Raw genomic sequence first — 16,743 nt, forward strand, 5'->3', positions numbered from 1 at the left:
GGGAGCGAGCCTGCTCGTGATGGACATCAGCCGCGCAGCAGCATTTTCCAGGCACGGTTCTGATACACCGCAATCGCCTGCTGCTTGCGCGCATCGAGCAGCTCATCGCTGATCGTCGGCTCGCTGGCCAGCAGGGCAAGCTGCTTGAGCTCACCGTACAGGCGATCCATCTCGGCAATCTCCAGCACCTGGCGGGCATGGTGCAGCCAGACCTGGATACGTTCGATGCGCGGCAACTGCTCGGCCAGGTCTTCCGGTTGTTGCTGGTAGCGCTGCAATTGCAACGACGTGGCTTCCTCAGCCAACAGGCGCGGCAACCAGCTGGCCAGTTGCGCCGCACCCTGGCGATTGCCACGAACGTTGCGCTCGGCGGTCCAGGTGCGGGCCAGCAGCCAGCGTGAAGCGTTCAGGGAGAACTGGCCCCAGCGCGGGTCTTCGAGTTCCTCGAGGAACTGTTCAGGCGCGGCCTTGCGCACGTCTTCGTCGTCGATGCCGACTTGCACCAGCGGGCGCCAGTCTTCGAGCAATGCGTCCAGCGCCACGCGCAGGTCGTGGGTGGATTGACGCGGTGCAGCCTGGCCCAGGCTGCTCAGCAATGCACGCAACTCGGCGAGGTTTTCGACCCAGTCCTGCAGCAGGCGCCAGTGGCCATTGAAGCGGTACTGTTCGGCCAGGCGCTGGCTGCTGCCCAGCAGGTGCCAGCCCAGCGCGGCGAACGCGTCGTCCAGCGCCGTTTCGGCGGTCAACTGCGGCGTCGGCAGGCTCAGCGAGTAGCTGTTGGCGTCGTACAGGCGATAGCCACGCTCGGCCTTGCTGATGTCACATGGCATCAGCGGCAGGGTGGCGGCCAGCTCGGCGGCCAGTTCCAGCAGGGCCTGCGGTTCGCCTTCGCGCAGTTCGAGCTCCAGCTCGCAGATTTCTTCTTTCTGTTTGCCGACCACCACATGGCCGAGGTCCAGCGCGGCTTCGATGACCACTTTGGCCTTGCCACGACCCCAGGCGATTTCCGCGCGTTCGCGAACGAAATCGGTGGTGAAGATCGGCTTCAGGGTTTTCTTGTCCAGCTCGGCCAGTTGCTGCGGCCAGCATTCGCCGTCGAGTTTTTTCACGTCGAGCTTGGCTTTGGGCAGGTTCCAATCGTACTCGTTGCGCTCCGACAAGCCGGCGACGCTCTGGCCACGGGTCTTGAGGGTCTGGATCACCTCGTCACCGTCGCGACGCAGGCGCAGTGCCACCTTGGCACGGGCCAGGTCGCGCTCGGGTGTGTCGAAGTATTGGTTCATCAGTTCACGGCGTTCCCAGCCATTTTTGTTGCGTTTTTTCAGGAGCGGATGCTCGCGCAGGGCGGCGAGGGTTTCGCGGCTGACGCGGAGTTTGATTTCGGTTTCTTTCTGCATGGCCGGAAAATCCAGGATCGGGAGCGCAGCCGGGGAATGAGAGGCTGCCAAGGTCGTGCAGTGTACAGGACTCGACCCTGCTCCGCCGGACGACGGTTTATTCCTGTCGCCGGATGGTTCTATGATGGACCTCAATTCGCCAGTCGGAGTCAGCGATGCCTTTGCCTTCCATGAAAGATCAGTTCGCTGCGCTGATTGCCACGCCCTCGGTCAGTTGCACCCAGGCCAGCCTCGATCAGAGCAATCGTCCGGTGATTGACCTGCTGGCCGCGTGGCTGAGCGATCTGGGGTTTGCCTGTGACATCCAGCCGGTCAGCCCGGGCAAGTTCAACCTGCTCGCCAGTTACGGGTCCGGCCCCGGCGGCCTGGTACTGGCGGGGCACAGCGACACGGTGCCGTTCGATGGCGCGTTGTGGCAGACCGATCCATTGAAATTGACCGAAGTCGACGGGCGCTGGATCGGTCTGGGCAGTTGCGACATGAAGGGGTTTTTCGCGCTTGCCATCGAAGCGGTCAAACCCCTGCTCGACCAGCCGTTCAAGCAACCGCTGCTGATCCTGGCCACCTGCGATGAAGAAAGCTCGATGTCCGGTGCCCGTGCCCTGGCTGAAGCCGGGCGGCCGCTGGGTCGCGCCGCGGTGATCGGCGAGCCGACCGGGCTGCGGCCGATCCGCATGCACAAGGGCATCATGATGGAACGCATCGACATCCTCGGTCAGAGCGGGCATTCCTCGGACCCTCGTCTGGGCCACAGCGCTCTGGAAGCGATGCACGATGCCATGGGCGAACTGCGAGGCCTGCGCCTGCTGTGGCAGCGTGAATTCCGCAATCCGCAGTTCGGCGTGCCGATGCCGACCCTGAATTTCGGCTGCATCCATGGCGGCGATAACCCCAATCGCATTTGTGGCCAGTGTTCGCTGGAGTTCGACCTGCGCCCCTTGCCGGGCATGGACCCCCAGGTTCTGCGCGGGGAAATTCTGCAGCGGCTCAAGCCGGTGGCCGAGCGGCATCAGGTCAAGATCGACTACGCGCCGTTGTTCCCCGCCGTGCCACCCTTCGAACAGGCGGAGGATGCCGAACTGGTGAGGATCGCCGAAAAGCTGACCGGCCACCGTGCCGAAGCGGTGGCATTCGGCACCGAAGCACCTTATCTTCAGCGTCTTGGCTGCGAGACCGTGGTACTGGGCCCAGGTGACATTGCCTGTGCACACCAACCGGGGGAATACCTCGAAATGTCACGTTTGCAACCTACCGTGCATCTATTACGTCAGTTGATCGAGCATTACTGCCTGACGCCAAATGGACCGACGTAATTCCCCTGTGGGAGCGAGCCTGCTCGCGATTGCGGCGTGTCCGTCACTGAGTACGCAGCTGATCCACCGCCATCGCGAGCAGGCTCGCTCCCACAAGGTCAAAGTTGTCGTTTAAATTATCGATGTCCCAACCGTATTCATGAGGAGAGCGCGCGTGTCGCCAAGCCTGTTCCGACGATAACCATCAGCCCGCTGTGCGTTTTCCGTTCCGCCCTTTTTTTGGCTGCTCTTTGTTACAGGCCCAGGTTCATGCCCGACTACGTTAACTGGCTTCGCCACGCTTCCCCTTACATCAACGCTCACCGCGATTGCACCTTTGTCGTCATGCTGCCCGGGGACGGTGTCGAACACCCGAACTTCGGCAATATCGTCCACGACCTGGTGCTGTTGCACAGCCTCGGCGTGCGCCTGGTGCTGGTCCACGGCTCCCGCCCGCAGATCGAAGCCCGCCTCGCCGCGCGCGGCCTGACACCGCACTATCACCACGGCATGCGCATCACCGATGCGGCGACCCTCGAGTGTGTGATCGATGCCGTCGGCCAACTGCGCATCGCCATCGAGGCGCGGCTGTCGATGGACATGGCGTCGTCGCCGATGCAGGGCTCGCGCCTGCGGGTGGCCAGCGGCAACCTGGTCACCGCCCGCCCGATCGGGGTCCTCGAAGGCGTCGACTATCACCACACCGGCGAAGTGCGTCGGGTCGACCGCAAGGGTATCAATCGCCTGCTGGACGAGCGCTCCATCGTGCTGTTGTCGCCGCTGGGCTACTCGCCGACCGGTGAAACCTTCAACCTGGCCTGCGAAGACGTCGCCACCCGCGCGGCCATCGACCTGGGGGCCGACAAGTTGCTGCTGTTCGGTGCCGACCCGGGCTTGATCGATGAAAACGGTCGCCTGGTCCGCGAACTGCGCCCGCAACAAGTGCCAGCGCATTTGCAACGCCTGGGCAGCAACTATCAGGCAGAGCTGCTGGATGCGGCGGCGGAGGCCTGCCGGGGTGGTGTGGCGCGCAGCCATATCGTCAGTTACGCCGAAGATGGCGCGCTGTTGACCGAGCTGTTCACCCGTGACGGTGGCGGCACGCTGGTGGCGCAAGAGCAATTCGAGGTGGTGCGCGAGGCGGCGATTGAAGACGTCGGCGGATTGCTCGACCTGATCAGTCCGCTGGAAGAGCAGGGGATTCTGGTGCGTCGCTCGCGCGAAGTGCTGGAGCGCGAGATCGAGCAGTTCAGCGTGGTCGAACGCGAAGGCATGATCATCGCCTGCGCAGCGCTGTATCAGATTGCCGATTCCGATGCCGGGGAGCTGGCATGCCTGGCGGTGAACCCGGAGTACCGCCATGGCGGCCGTGGCGATGAATTGCTCGAGCGCATCGAGACCCGCGCCCGGGCCCAGGGCTTGAAGACGCTGTTCGTCCTCACCACGCGCACGGCCCACTGGTTTCGCGAACGCGGCTTCGCGCCCAGCAGCGTCGAGCGCCTGCCTTCGGCACGGGCGTCGCTGTACAACTATCAGCGTAATTCGAAGATCTTCGAAAAAGCGCTCTGAGCCGAAGCTTTTTCTGTGGGGAAGCGGGCTGGCCCGCGAACGCATCCCCACAGGTAACCTGACGCCGGGCCTTCCTGTGGGAGCGAGCCTGCTCGCGAAGTTCGTCAACGATAACGCGGGGCGCCTGACCCCCGTGTGATCTCAGGCTCATCGTAAGCAGGCAGGCTCCCACCGCTCATGGCAGTCTCAACATTGCGGACTACTCCTTGCGGATCGACACGGAAACGACGTTGATCAATTTTTCGCCAATCGTTTTCTCGTAAAGTGCGCAGATGGGTGGACGTGCCGGGGCCGAAACAAAAATTCAACCGATACACAAACTGTAACATTCGCTGTGGATCATGCGCGCTTCGCCATGATCGCGTCGCCTTTTCGACAGGGGTTGACGTTAAACGTACGGATCAAAAGCCAATCGATCTAAGAAAAGTCCGACAAATACTATTTAGAGATTAGCTTGGGTGCCGATATGCTGTGTCCGGTTCAGGCAAAGCGCACAAAGTCATATTCCTGAACGATATGAAAACTGATGAAACAATTCTTTTTGGGTTTATGAAAAAGTCATTACCCTGAAAGGACCAACATCACGGCGATTAGACCTTGGTCGTAGACATATGTGGTTACGATTGACTTATCGGTCACGGTACGGCGCTAATCGCGCATCTTAGGATCCCGGGCGCACGACCCAGGACCAGGAACACAAGAATTAGAAACGAGAGGAGCGAAACAATGAACAAGTCCACCTTGGCCCTGGCTGTGGCCGTAGGGGTTTTGGCGCAGCAGGCAGGCGCCGCCGGTTTCATCGAAGACAGCAAGGCCACTCTGGGCCTGCGTAACTTCTACATCAACACCGATAACCGTGACGGTCCTGGCGCGAACAAAAACGAAGAGTGGGGCCAAGGCTTCGATCTGCGTTTCACCTCCGGCTACACCCAAGGTACTGTCGGCTTCGGTATTGATGCCATCGGCCTGTTGGGCGTACGTCTGGATTCGGGCGGCGGCACCAACGGCGCCACTGCTACTTCCTACGGCGGTACTGTTTTCCCAAGCAAATCCAACGGCGAAGCGGTTGATAACTTCTCCAGCCTGGGTCTGACTGCCAAAGCCAAGATCTCCCAGACCGAACTGAAGCTGGGTACTCTGCAGCCGAAGAACCCGGTGATCGTGACCAACGACGGTCGTCTGCTGCCACAAACCTGGCAGGGTGGCCAGATCACATCCGGCGACATCAAGGACCTGACCCTGGTGGGCGGTCAGATCGAAGCCGTGAAAGGCCGTAACTCCAGCAACAACGAGCAGATGAGCATCGCCGGTGCCAACACCCGTGGTCCTAACTGGCGCGACAGCAACAAGTTCATCTACGCCGGTGGCGACTACAAGATCACCAAGGATCTGACCGCCCAGTACTACTACGGCAACCTGGAAGACTTCTACAAGCAGCACTTCCTGGGTCTGGTTCACAACTGGGCAATCGGTCCAGGCGTGCTGAAGTCGGACTTCCGTTACTTCAACAGCTCCGATGACGGTGCCAACGGCAATACCCCTGCTTACTACAGCAGCGGTAACTACACCGGTATTGCAAACGGTCGCGGTAAGGTCGACAACAACCTGTACAGCGGTCTGTTCCTGTACACCGTTGCCGGTCACACCTTTGGTGGCGGCTACCAGGTCAGCAACGGCAGCAGCGACTTCCCTTGGTTGAACCAGGGTGACGGCTCGTCGAACTACACCATCACCGACATGCAAATCCAGAAGTTCAACCGTGCCGGCGAGAAAACCTGGCAAGCACGCTACTCCTATGACTTCGCTAAAGTCGGTCTGCCTGGCCTGACTGCCGGTGCCGTTTACCTCAAGGGTGACGACATCGACCTCGTAGGCGCCAATGGCCGCGAGAGCACTTCGGGTCGCTCCGAGTGGGAACGTGACTTCACCCTGGCTTACGTAGTGCCGGAAGGCCCGCTGAAAAACGTTGGCTTCATGTGGAAGAACGCGACCTGGCGCACCGACCTGCCGGGCGTTCGCTCCCAGGACGAAAACCGCCTGATCCTCAGCTACTCGATCCCGCTGTTGTAATAGCGCTCGCGTAACCGCTGAAAAAAAGCCCCGCCCGGCATCACGCCGGGCGGGGCTTTTGCATTCCAGCACGGGGTCACCCCCGTAATCCCGTACTGAAATCCCCTCTTTGCAGCAACTCAAGGCCTTCTCGAACCTCGAGCGCGATAGTCCTCGCGATGGCCGGGCAGGTCCAGTGAACAGATCTTTAATATTCTTTAAAGATCTAATAATGTCTTTATTTATTCTTTTTATCAGATCCTGAATACGGGCTACAGTTGAGTTCTACACCACACTCATCAGGAGCCCATCATGAGCATCAGACTCGGCGACATCGCCCCCGATTTCGAGCAGGATTCCAGCGCTGGCACTATCCGTTTCCATGAATGGCTGGGCGATAGTTGGGGCGTGCTGTTTTCCCACCCGGCGGACTTCACCCCGGTGTGCACCACCGAGCTGGGCTTCACCGCCAAGCTCAAGGACGAGTTCACCCGGCGTGGGGTCAAGGCCATCGCGTTGTCCGTCGACCCGGTGGACTCGCACCACAAGTGGATCGACGACATCAACGAAACCCAGAACACCCTCGTCAACTTCCCGATCCTGGCCGACGCCGACCGCAAGGTGTCGGACCTGTACGACCTGATCCACCCCAACGCCAGCGACACCCTGACCGTGCGTTCGCTGTTCGTGATCGACCCGAACAAGAAAGTTCGGCTGACCATCACCTATCCGGCGAGCACCGGTCGCAACTTCAATGAAATCCTGCGAGTGATCGATTCGCTGCAGCTGACCGACAACTACAAGGTGGCGACTCCGGCCAACTGGCAGGACGGTGACGAGGTCGTGATCGTGCCGTCGCTCAAGGATGAAGACGAAATCAAACAGCGCTTCCCCAAAGGCTATCGCGCAGTGAAGCCGTACCTGCGCCTGACGCCGCAGCCGAACAAATAGTTCGCCCATATTTATTGGCGCTTCTGATATCGCTTTCGCGAGCAAGCCCGCTCCCACATTGGATCGCGTTTCATCTGTGGGAGCGGGCTTGCTCGCGAAGACGGCGTCACAGGCACAGCGGCATTCAGATTGAATGGTGCTCATAAAGCAGGGGAATTTCAGGCCGTTTCGACGGCCTTTTTTTCGTCTCGAGAAAAGTGGCGATATATCTCTTTATCGCATAACCAAATGAATAAATATGATTTAAAGATATATTAATCACCTGTTAAGGTCTCTCCATCGAAGCGAGATCGCACACTGCGAATCGCCTGCACCGTTCAAGGAATCGTCTGAAATGCTGGTCGTCTCACTCGGTGGCAGTCCCAGCCAACGCTCCCGCTCCGGGGTGCTGCTGGAACGCTCCCAACGCTGGTTGCAAGCGCAGGGTGTGGAAGTGGTGAGTTACCAGGTACGGGACTTCCCGGCCGAGGACTTGCTGCACGCACGGTTCGACAGCCCGAAAGTGCTTGATCTGTTGCAACAGATCGAAAACGCCGACGGCCTGTTGATTGCCACCCCGGTGTACAAGGCTTCGTTCTCCGGCGCATTGAAGACTGTGCTGGACCTGCTGCCCGAGCGTGCATTGGCACACAAGGTGGTGTTGCCCATGGCGACCGGCGGCAGCATCGCCCACATGCTGGCGGTGGATTACGCCCTCAAGCCGGTGTTGTCGGCGTTAAAGGCCGATGAGCTGCTGCAGGGGATTTTCGCCGTCGATGCCCAGATTGCCTACGGCGAAGGCAGTGCCGCGGCGCAACTGGCGCCGGAGCTGGAACAACGCTTGAACGAGTCGCTGGAACTGTTCTTCGGCGCCATGGCCCGACGGCCCAAGCCGCTCGATCCGAACCTGTTGAACGACCGTCTGTTGAGTGCTCGCTGGAGCATTTGAGCCACACCCGAATTCGATGTACTCACCTTACTCAGCCGTCAACGGCCAAGCAGGTGCAGCCAAAACCCAACTGCAAAAAGGAGAGCGCTATGCGCACTGTCATTTTGCGTCGCGGGCTGGTCGCTCTGTTTGTTGCGGCTGTGTCCTTCGGCGCCATTACTCAAGCTCAAGCCGAGACCCTGCGAATCGGTTATCAGAAGTACGGCACCCTGGTGCTGCTCAAGGCCAAGGGTACGTTGGAAAAACGCCTCGCCGCCCAAGGCGTGGACGTGCAATGGACTGAATTCCCCGGCGGCCCGCAACTGCTTGAGGGTCTGAACGTTGGCTCCATCGACTTTGGCGTGACCGGCGAGACACCGCCTGTGTTCGCCCAGGCCGCCGGTGCCGATCTGCTCTACGTGGCTTACGAACCGCCAGCGCCGCACAGCGAAGCGATCCTGGTGCCCAAGGACTCACCGATCAAATCGGTGAAGGACCTCAAGGGCAAGAAAGTCGCGCTCAACAAAGGCTCCAACGTGCACTACCTGCTGGTTCGCGCACTGGAAGACGCCGGCCTCAAATACACTGACATCCAGACCGTGTTCCTGCCGCCGGCCGATGCCCGCGCCGCGTTCGAGCGTGGCAGCGTCGATGCCTGGGTGATCTGGGACCCTTACCAGGCCGCTGCCGAACAGCAACTGCAAGCGCACACCCTGCGCGATGGCCAGGGCATCGTCGACAACCACCAGTTCTACCTCGCCACCAAGCCATATGCACAGAAAAATCCCGAGGTGATCAAAACCCTCGTGGACGAAGTGCGCGCCGTCGGCGAATGGTCCAAGGCCAACCCTGAAGACGTGACCAAGCAGGTCGCACCACTGCTCGGCCTGTCGGCGGAGATCACCCTGACTTCGGTGAAACGCCAGGGTTACGGCGCGCTGTTCCTGACCCCTGAAGTGGTCGCCGCGCAACAGAAAATCGCTGACAGCTTCTACCAGCTCAAGCTGATTCCCAAGCCGTTGAGCATCAAAGACGTGATCTGGACACCACCGGCCGCCGTTGCCAAGGCGCAGTAACTCGATTCCCCAAGGAGACCACTCCATGAGCCTCAATATTTTCTGGTTCCTGCCTACCCACGGCGACGGCCATTACCTTGGCACCGCCGAAGGCGCTCGCGCTGTTGACCACGGCTACTTGCAGCAGATTGCGCAGGCGGCGGATCGCCTGGGCTTCGGCGGGGTGCTGATCCCGACCGGTCGTTCCTGCGAAGACTCGTGGCTGGTGGCCGCGTCGCTGATCCCGGTGACCCAGCGTCTGAAATTCCTTGTCGCCCTGCGCCCCGGGATCATTTCCCCGACGGTGGCCGCGCGTCAGGCGGCGACCCTGGATCGTCTGTCCGGTGGGCGCGCGCTGTTCAACCTGGTGACGGGTGGCGATCCGGAAGAATTGGCCGGCGACGGTTTGTTCCTCAGTCATGAAGAGCGCTACCAGGCCTCGGTGGAGTTCACCCGGATCTGGCGGCGCGTGCTGGAAGGCGAAACCGTGGACTACGACGGTCAGCACATCAGCGTGAAGGGCGCCAAGCTGCTCTATCCGCCGATCCAGCAACCGCGTCCGCCGCTGTACTTCGGCGGCTCTTCGGAAGCGGCGCAGGATCTTGCGGCGGAGCAGGTGGAGATGGTCCTGACCTGGGGCGAGCCACCGGCCGCCGTGGCCGAGAAAATTGAACAAGTGCGGGCGAAAGCCGCGAAACTGGGACGCACCGTGCGTTTCGGCATTCGTCTGCACGTGATCGTTCGCGAAACCAATGCCGAAGCCTGGCAAGCGGCGGACCGCCTGATCTCGCACCTGGACGACGACACCATTGCCCGTGCCCAGGCCTCCCTGGCGCGTTTCGATTCAGTCGGCCAGCAGCGCATGGCGGCCCTGCACGGCGGCAGTCGCGACAACCTCGAAGTCAGCCCCAACCTGTGGGCCGGCGTCGGCCTGGTGCGCGGTGGCGCGGGCACGGCGCTGGTCGGCGACGGTCCGACCGTGGCCGCTCGCGTCAAGGAGTACGCGGACCTGGGCATCGACACGTTCATCTTCTCCGGTTATCCACACCTGGAAGAGTCGTACCGTGTCGCCGAACTGCTGTTCCCGCATCTGGACATCGAGCGTCCCGAGTTGCCGAAAGGCGCCGGGTACGTCAGCCCGTTCGGCGAGATGATCGCCAACGATGTGCTGCCCAAAGCCGCGTCCCAGAGCTGAGGCGCGCCATGAAGAAAATTATCCACAACCTGGCGCCCTGGGCGTTGCCGGTGTTGCTCCTGGCGGTGTGGCAGTTGTCGGTGTCGGCGGGCTGGTTGTCGACCCGAATCCTGCCGGCCCCCATCGCGGTGATCGAGGCCGGGGTGAGCCTGGTGAGCAGCGGTGAAATCTGGACGCACCTGGCAATCAGTGGCTGGCGCGCAGCGCTGGGCTTTGCCATTGGCGGCGGCATCGGCCTGGCGTTGGGCTTCATCACCGGCCTGTCGAAATGGGGTGAACGCCTGCTCGACAGTTCGGTGCAGATGATTCGCAACGTGCCGCACCTGGCGCTGATTCCGCTGGTGATCCTGTGGTTTGGCATCGATGAGTCGGCGAAGATCTTCCTGGTGGCATTGGGCACCTTGTTCCCGATCTACCTCAACACCTATCACGGCATCCGCAACGTCGACCCGGCGCTGGTGGAAATGGCGCGCAGCTACGGCTTGTCCGGTTTCAGCCTGTTCCGCCAGGTGATTCTGCCGGGTGCGCTGCCTTCGATCCTGGTCGGCGTGCGCTTCGCCCTGGGCTTCATGTGGTTGACCCTTATCGTCGCCGAAACCATCTCTGCCAGCTCCGGCATCGGCTACCTGGCGATGAATGCCCGGGAGTTCCTGCAGACCGACGTGGTGGTGCTGGCGATTCTGATGTACGCGGTGCTCGGCAAGCTGGCCGACCTCGCGGCCCGTGGCCTGGAGCGCGTATGGCTACGCTGGCATCCGGCCTATCAGGTCGCCAAGGGAGGTGCCGCATGACCGCTCAACAACCTCCACGCCTGCTGCGCGGTATTCCGCTGGCGGTGCGCAAGCTGCAGAAAACCTTCGGTTCGCGGCAAGTACTGCGCGAGATCGACCTGCACATCCCCGCTGGCCAGTTTGTCGCCGTGGTCGGGCGCAGCGGTTGCGGCAAAAGCACCTTGTTGCGCCTGCTCGCCGGCCTCGACAAGCCCACGGGCGGCGAGTTGCTGGCCGGCTCCGCGCCACTGAGCGACGCCCGGGAAGACACGCGATTGATGTTCCAGGAAGCGCGCCTGCTGCCGTGGAAAAAGATCATCGACAACGTGGGGCTTGGGCTGACGGGCGATTGGCGGCCCCAGGCGCTGCAAGCGCTCGAGTCGGTCGGTCTCGCGGACCGCGCCAATGAATGGCCGGCGGCGCTGTCCGGCGGCCAGAAACAACGTGTGGCCCTGGCCCGCGCGCTGATCCATCAACCGCGCCTGCTGCTGCTCGATGAGCCACTGGGGGCGCTGGATGCCCTGACCCGTATCGAAATGCAGCAACTGATCGAGCGGCTCTGGCAGCAGCATGGCTTCACCGTGTTGCTGGTGACCCATGACGTCAGTGAGGCGGTGGCGATTGCCGATCGGGTGATCCTGATCGAAGACGGCGAAGTCGGCCTCGACCTGCATGTGGAACTGCCGCGCCCCCGGGTCCGTGGCTCCCATCGGCTGGCGGCGCTGGAAACCGAAGTCCTCAATCGCGTCCTCGCGCTGCCCGGCGAGCCGCCGGAACCGGAACCTGTTTCACCCTTGCCCACGCAGCTGCGTTGGGCTCAATAACTCAAGCCTCATCCCACGACAGGAATCAACATCATGACTATCAAAGCCATCAACGTTCGTAACCAGTTCAAAGGCTCGATCAAGGAAATCGTACTCGGCGACGTGCTGTCGGAAATCGACGTACAGACCGCTTCCGGCATCGTCACGTCGGTGATCACCACCCGCTCGGTGAAAGAGCTGGAACTGGTGGTCGGCAGTGAAGTGATTGCGTTTGTGAAATCCACCGAGGTGTCGATCGCCAAGTTGTGATCGCATGCGGTACGCACAGCCCCGAAAGGCTTGAGCCCTTCGGGGTTTTTTATGCGTGTGATTCAGTCGGGTCGGTGGTGTGGCCTTCGCGAGCAGGCTCGCTCCCACACGTGCATTTCAGTGGGAAAGGACCCACTGGGGAGCGGGCTTGCTCGCGAAGAGGCCCGTCAGACCTGCAGAAATATCAGCGCTTGGGCAGATAAGGCGGCAAATACAGCCCCAGGTACGCATCGAACACCCGCATGCCTTCCTCGGCCATGCGCGGGGTGATCTGCCCGTGCTGCTGCACCGAGCGGGCGTAGACGCGGTCGCCCAGCTCCATGGCCAGGGCGAACACGTCGACATCGCCGGGCAACCTTGGCAGTTCGAAGTGATGGTCGAACAGCTTGTGCATCAGGTCGCCCAGCTCGATGTCGTGCTGGCGGTCGGCCTGGGTGACTTCGGTCAGCCCGTGCTGGGCGAGGATCAGTTGGCGGGCGGCGGCGTCTTCGTCGTAGATTTCGAGCATCCGTTGCTCCACCAGCCGCGACAGGTCGCGCCAGTCCTTGAGCGCCGCGTGGTCGATGGGCGCTTGCAGGCAGGCGCGAAAGGCGGCGTGGACGTCGGCGGTCAGCGCTTCGAGCAACGCCGGGACGCTGGCGAAGAAGTGGTAGACGGAGGAGGGCGGAATCTGTGCACGCTCGGCCACGCTGTAGATCGACAGGCTGGCCACGCCCTCGGCGGCCAGCAGCGTGCGGGCGGCATCGAGTATCGAATCGATCCGCGCCTGGCTGGCTGCGCGGGGTTTGCGGGGTGTGGCGGCGCGTGTCATTGGGCTCTCCTGCGGGGCAGCGGGCATTGTACGAGGCGGGTTGTGAGTTGTCTCGTAAGCCGCCTTCGCGAGCAAGCCCGCTCCCACAGGCGATCGCATTCCAATGTGGGAGCGGGCTTGCTCGCGATGGCGGCCGTCTCGTGCCCAATGAAAGAAACCCATAAAAAAACGCCGCAGGTTGTGAGGCCTGCGGCGTTTTTCCTGACTGCAACCGCTTACACGGTATGCAGGTACCAGTTGTACTCAAGGTCGGAGATGGAGTGTTCGAACTCCTCCAGCTCGCTTTCCTTGCAGGCCACGAAGATATCGATGTACTTCGGATCGATGTACTTGGCCATGACTTCGCTGTCGTCCAGCTCGCGCAATGCATCGCGCAGGTTGTTCGGCAGGCTCTGCTCGTTCTGCTCGTAGGAGTTGCCTTCCACGGGCGCGCCCGGCTCGATCTTGTTGGTCAGGCCGTGGTGCACGCCGGCCAGGACCGAAGCCATCAGCAGGTACGGGTTGGCGTCGGCGCCGGCCACGCGGTGCTCGATGCGCACCGCATCGGCGGAACCGGTCGGCACACGGATCGCAACGGTACGGTTATCCAAGCCCCAGCACGGCGAGTTCGGCACGTAGAACTGGGCGCCGAAACGACGGTACGAGTTGACGTTCGGGCAGAGGAAAGCCATCTGCGCGGGCAGGGTCTCGAGCACACCGCCGATCGCGTGACGTAGCGCGGCGTTCTGCTCGGGATCCTCGCTGGCAAAAATATTCTTGCCGTCTTTGTCGAGTATCGAAATGTGGACGTGAAGGCCGTTGCCTGCCTGGCCCGGGTAAGGCTTGGCCATGAAGGTGGTGTCCATTTCATGGTCGTAGGCGATGTTCTTGATCAGGCGCTTGAGCAGGACCGCGTAGTCGCAGGCCTTGATCGGGTCGGCCACGTGGTGCAGGTTCACTTCGAACTGCGCCGGGGCACTTTCCTTGACGATGGCGTCGGCCGGGATGCCTTGCTCCTTCGCACCTTCGAGGATGTCCTGGAGGCAATCGACGTATTCGTCGAGGTCGTCGATCAGGTAGACCTGTGTCGAGTGCGGGCGTTTGCCGGAAATCGGCGAGCGAGGCGGTTGCGGACGACCGTTCACGTTCTCCTGGTCGATCAGGTAGAACTCCAGCTCGAAGGCGGCGCAGATGGTCAGGCCCAGCTCGTCGAACTTGGTAACAACTTGTCGCAGGACTTCGCGCGGGTCGGCGAAGAAAGGTTCACCTTCGAGTTCGTGCATGGTCATCAGCAGTTGCGCGGTCGGGCGCTTCTGCCAGGGCTCATTGCACAGGGTGTCGGGGATTGGATAGCAGATTCGGTCAGCATCACCGATGTCCAGGCCCAGGCCGGTGCTTTCCACCGTAGAGCCGTTGATATCCAGGGCAAATAGGGAGGCCGGCAGGTTGATGCCTTTCTCGTAAACCTTGTGGAGGCTGGTGCGTTCGATGCGCTTGCCGCGCACCACACCATTCATATCCGCAATCAGAAGGTCAACGTACAGAACCTCAGGATGTTCCTTAAGGAACACGTTCGCTTCGTTAAGCTGAACGGCACGCGGGGGTACCGACATGATGCAACACCTTTGTTGTTAAAAATATCAATCATTGATCTCTTCGGATTCCAGTCAACCCGAACGGCATGCCGAAGTCAAGCGAGGGCGTTTTTGCCCTAAAAAAGCGCTCGTGAGGCTTTTTTTTGGAGCACTTTGGGGCGTTTTTATGCCCTCCAGCGCTTGCCCGGCTGCGGGCTTGAGCGGGCCGTGTTGTATTTTTTACGGGGGTGTTGTGTAAAAAAATGAACAAGGCTAAGCTCGATTCAAACCCATAACAGCAATAATACCGGGGTGCTTCATGTCTCGCCTGCCGTTAATCGGCATCACCGAATGCTTCAAGCAGAACGGTCCGCATGCCTCTAACATGAGTGACGATACGAATGTTCGCACCCTGGGCGCGGCGGCTTCAGGCTTGACGGCGATTTCTGCGTCCCTGACTAAACCGGCGCTGGCGTCCGATATTCTGGACGGCACCGATGGCACCCCCATTACGGTTACTCCTTTCAATATAGAACCGATTCACAATGGCGGCCTGGCGATCCGCGGCACGCCCGCGCTCGCGATTCTGCACGCCCGGCACGCGCCGTGCACTTGGGTAAAAACACGATAGCCTGTCGTTGACCTACATTTCAACGCGACGCCGATGCGTCAAAACATCGCCTGGCTTGCGATAGCCGGGAAACTCAAAGCCTAGAGGCATTTATGAGTCACAACCTCGACCAGCTCACCGATTGGTTGAAAGACCACAAGATCACAGAAGTCGAATGCATGATCGCCGACTTGACCGGGATCACCCGGGGCAAGATTTCGCCGACCAACAAGTTCATCGCCGAAAAAGGCATGCGCCTGCCCGAGAGCGTTCTGTTACAGACCGTGACCGGCGACTATGTCGAAGACGACATCTATTACGAACTGCTCGACCCGGCGGACATCGACATGGTGTGCCGTCCCGACCAGAACGCGGTTTACCTGGTGCCCTGGGCCATCGAGCCCACTGCTCAGGTGATCCACGACACCTATGACAAGCAAGGCAACCCGATCGAGCTGTCGCCGCGCAACGTGCTCAAGAAGGTCCTCAAGCTCTATGCCGACAAGGGCTGGCAGCCGATCGTGGCGCCGGAGATGGAGTTCTACCTGACCAAGCGCAGCGACGACCCGGACTATCCGTTGCAGCCGCCCATCGGCCGTTCCGGGCGCCCGGAAATCGGTCGCCAGTCGTTCTCCATCGAAGCGGCGAACGAGTTCGACCCGTTGTTCGAAGACGTCTATGACTGGTGCGAATTGCAGGAACTGGACCTCGACACGCTGATCCACGAGGACGGCACGGCGCAGATGGAAATCAACTTCCGTCATGGCGATGCCCTGTCCCTGGCCGACCAGATCCTGGTGTTCAAGCGCACCATGCGCGAAGCCGCACTCAAGCACGACGTGGCGGCCACCTTCATGGCCAAACCCATGACCGGCGAGCCGGGCAGCGCGATGCACCTGCACCAGAGCATCATCGACATCGAGACCGGCAAGAACATCTTTTCCAATGAAGACGGGACCATGAGCCAGCTGTTCCTGCACCACATCGGTGGGCTGCAGAAGCTGATTCCCGAGTTGTTGCCGCTGTTCGCGCCGAACGTCAACTCGTTCCGCCGCTTCCTGCCGGACACCTCGGCACCGGTGAACGTGGAGTGGGGTGAAGAGAACCGCACCGTGGGCCTGCGGGTTCCGGATGCCGGTCCGCAAAACCGTCGGGTGGAAAACCGCCTGCCGGGCGCCGACGCCAACCCTTACCTGGCCATCGCCGCTAGCCTGCTCTGCGGCTACATCGGCATGGTCGAAGGCATGAACCCGAGTGCGCCGGTGGTGGGGCGCGGCTATGAACGCCGCAACCTGCGCCTGCCACTGACCATCGAGGACGCGCTCGAACGCATGGAAAACAGCGCGACCATCGAACGCTACCTGGGCAAAAATTTCATCACTGGCTACGTCGCGGTCAAGCGGGCCGAGCATGAAAACTTCAAGCGCGTCATCAGTTCGTGGGAACGGGAATTCCTGCTCTTCGCCGTCTGATGCGCCGGCGCTGCCGCTGTCGGGCAGCGCTTTCACCTG

15 protein-coding genes are annotated in these 16,743 nt (G+C 61.2%); 12 read left to right on the plus strand and 3 right to left on the minus strand.

The window, feature by feature from the left end; all coding sequences use genetic code 11:
• Nucleotides 1-26: 26 nt before the first annotated feature.
• Nucleotides 27-1,397, minus strand: a complete 1,371-nt coding sequence (locus tag ACM6IM_RS22665) for an inorganic triphosphatase (RefSeq protein ID WP_414866359.1) — start codon at nucleotides 1,395-1,397, stop codon at nucleotides 27-29.
• 155 nt (nucleotides 1,398-1,552) lie between these two features.
• Here ACM6IM_RS22665 and argE point away from each other — a divergent pair, with 155 nt between their 5' ends.
• The 10 genes from argE (at nucleotide 1,553) to ACM6IM_RS22715 (ending at nucleotide 12,258) form a co-directional block, all read left to right on the plus strand.
• A complete protein-coding gene (gene argE, locus ACM6IM_RS22670) occupies nucleotides 1,553-2,710 on the plus strand; it encodes an acetylornithine deacetylase (RefSeq protein WP_201191543.1) in 1,158 nt (385 codons plus the stop codon).
• Between the two features lie 249 nt (nucleotides 2,711-2,959).
• Complete coding sequence (gene argA, locus ACM6IM_RS22675; RefSeq protein ID WP_192306993.1) at nucleotides 2,960-4,258, plus strand: amino-acid N-acetyltransferase; 1,299 nt, start codon at nucleotides 2,960-2,962, stop codon at nucleotides 4,256-4,258.
• 726 nt (nucleotides 4,259-4,984) lie between these two features.
• Nucleotides 4,985-6,328: an OprD family porin gene (locus ACM6IM_RS22680; RefSeq protein WP_414866360.1), complete on the plus strand. Its 1,344-nt coding sequence runs from the start codon at nucleotides 4,985-4,987 to the stop codon at nucleotides 6,326-6,328.
• 291 nt (nucleotides 6,329-6,619) lie between these two features.
• Complete coding sequence (locus ACM6IM_RS22685; protein ID WP_201191547.1) at nucleotides 6,620-7,258, plus strand: peroxiredoxin; 639 nt, start codon at nucleotides 6,620-6,622, stop codon at nucleotides 7,256-7,258.
• A 334-nt stretch (nucleotides 7,259-7,592) separates the two neighbouring features.
• The gene (gene ssuE / locus ACM6IM_RS22690; RefSeq protein WP_414866361.1) at nucleotides 7,593-8,186 is read left to right on the plus strand and encodes an NADPH-dependent FMN reductase; all 594 of its coding nucleotides are present in this window, start codon (nucleotides 7,593-7,595) and stop codon (nucleotides 8,184-8,186) included.
• Nucleotides 8,187-8,275: 89 nt separating this feature from the next.
• Nucleotides 8,276-9,241: a sulfonate ABC transporter substrate-binding protein gene (locus ACM6IM_RS22695; RefSeq protein ID WP_414866362.1), complete on the plus strand. Its 966-nt coding sequence runs from the start codon at nucleotides 8,276-8,278 to the stop codon at nucleotides 9,239-9,241.
• A 25-nt stretch (nucleotides 9,242-9,266) separates the two neighbouring features.
• Complete coding sequence (ssuD, locus tag ACM6IM_RS22700; RefSeq protein WP_414866363.1) at nucleotides 9,267-10,415, plus strand: FMNH2-dependent alkanesulfonate monooxygenase; 1,149 nt, start codon at nucleotides 9,267-9,269, stop codon at nucleotides 10,413-10,415.
• Nucleotides 10,416-10,423: 8 nt separating this feature from the next.
• Nucleotides 10,424-11,206, plus strand: coding sequence for an aliphatic sulfonate ABC transporter permease SsuC (gene ssuC, locus ACM6IM_RS22705; protein WP_192306982.1), 783 nt, complete (start codon nucleotides 10,424-10,426; stop codon nucleotides 11,204-11,206).
• On the plus strand, nucleotides 11,203-12,009 hold the full coding sequence (gene ssuB, locus ACM6IM_RS22710) for an aliphatic sulfonates ABC transporter ATP-binding protein (RefSeq protein WP_192306980.1): 807 nt from the start codon (nucleotides 11,203-11,205) through the stop codon (nucleotides 12,007-12,009). The genes ssuC and ssuB overlap by 4 nt, the downstream gene beginning before the upstream one ends.
• 33 nt (nucleotides 12,010-12,042) lie before the next feature.
• Nucleotides 12,043-12,258, plus strand: coding sequence for a TOBE domain-containing protein (locus tag ACM6IM_RS22715; RefSeq protein ID WP_003229256.1), 216 nt, complete (start codon nucleotides 12,043-12,045; stop codon nucleotides 12,256-12,258).
• Nucleotides 12,259-12,442: 184 nt separating this feature from the next.
• On the opposite strand, the gene ACM6IM_RS22720 is transcribed toward ACM6IM_RS22715, so the two are convergent.
• Complete coding sequence (locus ACM6IM_RS22720; protein ID WP_201191553.1) at nucleotides 12,443-13,069, minus strand: TetR/AcrR family transcriptional regulator; 627 nt, start codon at nucleotides 13,067-13,069, stop codon at nucleotides 12,443-12,445.
• Nucleotides 13,070-13,284: 215 nt separating this feature from the next.
• Nucleotides 13,285-14,661 carry a glutamine synthetase family protein gene (locus ACM6IM_RS22725; RefSeq protein WP_192306976.1) on the minus strand — a complete coding sequence of 459 codons (1,377 nt, stop codon included), beginning with the start codon at nucleotides 14,659-14,661 and terminating at the stop codon, nucleotides 13,285-13,287.
• Nucleotides 14,662-14,941: 280 nt separating this feature from the next.
• Between ACM6IM_RS22725 and ACM6IM_RS22730 the strand changes: the two genes are divergently transcribed.
• Nucleotides 14,942-15,253 (plus strand): hypothetical protein, encoded by a 312-nt coding sequence (locus ACM6IM_RS22730; RefSeq protein ID WP_414866364.1) that lies wholly within the window; start codon nucleotides 14,942-14,944, stop codon nucleotides 15,251-15,253.
• A gap of 92 nt (nucleotides 15,254-15,345) precedes the next feature.
• Nucleotides 15,346-16,704: a glutamine synthetase family protein gene (locus ACM6IM_RS22735; protein WP_192306972.1), complete on the plus strand. Its 1,359-nt coding sequence runs from the start codon at nucleotides 15,346-15,348 to the stop codon at nucleotides 16,702-16,704.
• Nucleotides 16,705-16,743 lie beyond the last annotated feature (39 nt).

It is taken from the genome of Pseudomonas sp. IT-P12 (assembly GCF_949767465.1).
In the GTDB taxonomy this organism is placed as follows: domain Bacteria; phylum Pseudomonadota; class Gammaproteobacteria; order Pseudomonadales; family Pseudomonadaceae; genus Aquipseudomonas.

Coding starts and splice junctions, on each gene's coding strand:
- ACM6IM_RS22665 (WP_414866359.1), bottom strand. CDS start 1,397: ATGCAGAAAGAAACCGAAATCAAACTCCGCGTCAGCCGCGAAACCCTC.
- argE (WP_201191543.1), top strand. CDS start 1,553: ATGCCTTTGCCTTCCATGAAAGATCAGTTCGCTGCGCTGATTGCCACG.
- argA (WP_192306993.1), top strand. CDS start 2,960: ATGCCCGACTACGTTAACTGGCTTCGCCACGCTTCCCCTTACATCAAC.
- ACM6IM_RS22680 (WP_414866360.1), top strand. CDS start 4,985: ATGAACAAGTCCACCTTGGCCCTGGCTGTGGCCGTAGGGGTTTTGGCG.
- ACM6IM_RS22685 (WP_201191547.1), top strand. CDS start 6,620: ATGAGCATCAGACTCGGCGACATCGCCCCCGATTTCGAGCAGGATTCC.
- ssuE (WP_414866361.1), top strand. CDS start 7,593: ATGCTGGTCGTCTCACTCGGTGGCAGTCCCAGCCAACGCTCCCGCTCC.
- ACM6IM_RS22695 (WP_414866362.1), top strand. CDS start 8,276: ATGCGCACTGTCATTTTGCGTCGCGGGCTGGTCGCTCTGTTTGTTGCG.
- ssuD (WP_414866363.1), top strand. CDS start 9,267: ATGAGCCTCAATATTTTCTGGTTCCTGCCTACCCACGGCGACGGCCAT.
- ssuC (WP_192306982.1), top strand. CDS start 10,424: ATGAAGAAAATTATCCACAACCTGGCGCCCTGGGCGTTGCCGGTGTTG.
- ssuB (WP_192306980.1), top strand. CDS start 11,203: ATGACCGCTCAACAACCTCCACGCCTGCTGCGCGGTATTCCGCTGGCG.
- ACM6IM_RS22715 (WP_003229256.1), top strand. CDS start 12,043: ATGACTATCAAAGCCATCAACGTTCGTAACCAGTTCAAAGGCTCGATC.
- ACM6IM_RS22720 (WP_201191553.1), bottom strand. CDS start 13,069: ATGACACGCGCCGCCACACCCCGCAAACCCCGCGCAGCCAGCCAGGCG.
- ACM6IM_RS22725 (WP_192306976.1), bottom strand. CDS start 14,661: ATGTCGGTACCCCCGCGTGCCGTTCAGCTTAACGAAGCGAACGTGTTC.
- ACM6IM_RS22730 (WP_414866364.1), top strand. CDS start 14,942: ATGTCTCGCCTGCCGTTAATCGGCATCACCGAATGCTTCAAGCAGAAC.
- ACM6IM_RS22735 (WP_192306972.1), top strand. CDS start 15,346: ATGAGTCACAACCTCGACCAGCTCACCGATTGGTTGAAAGACCACAAG.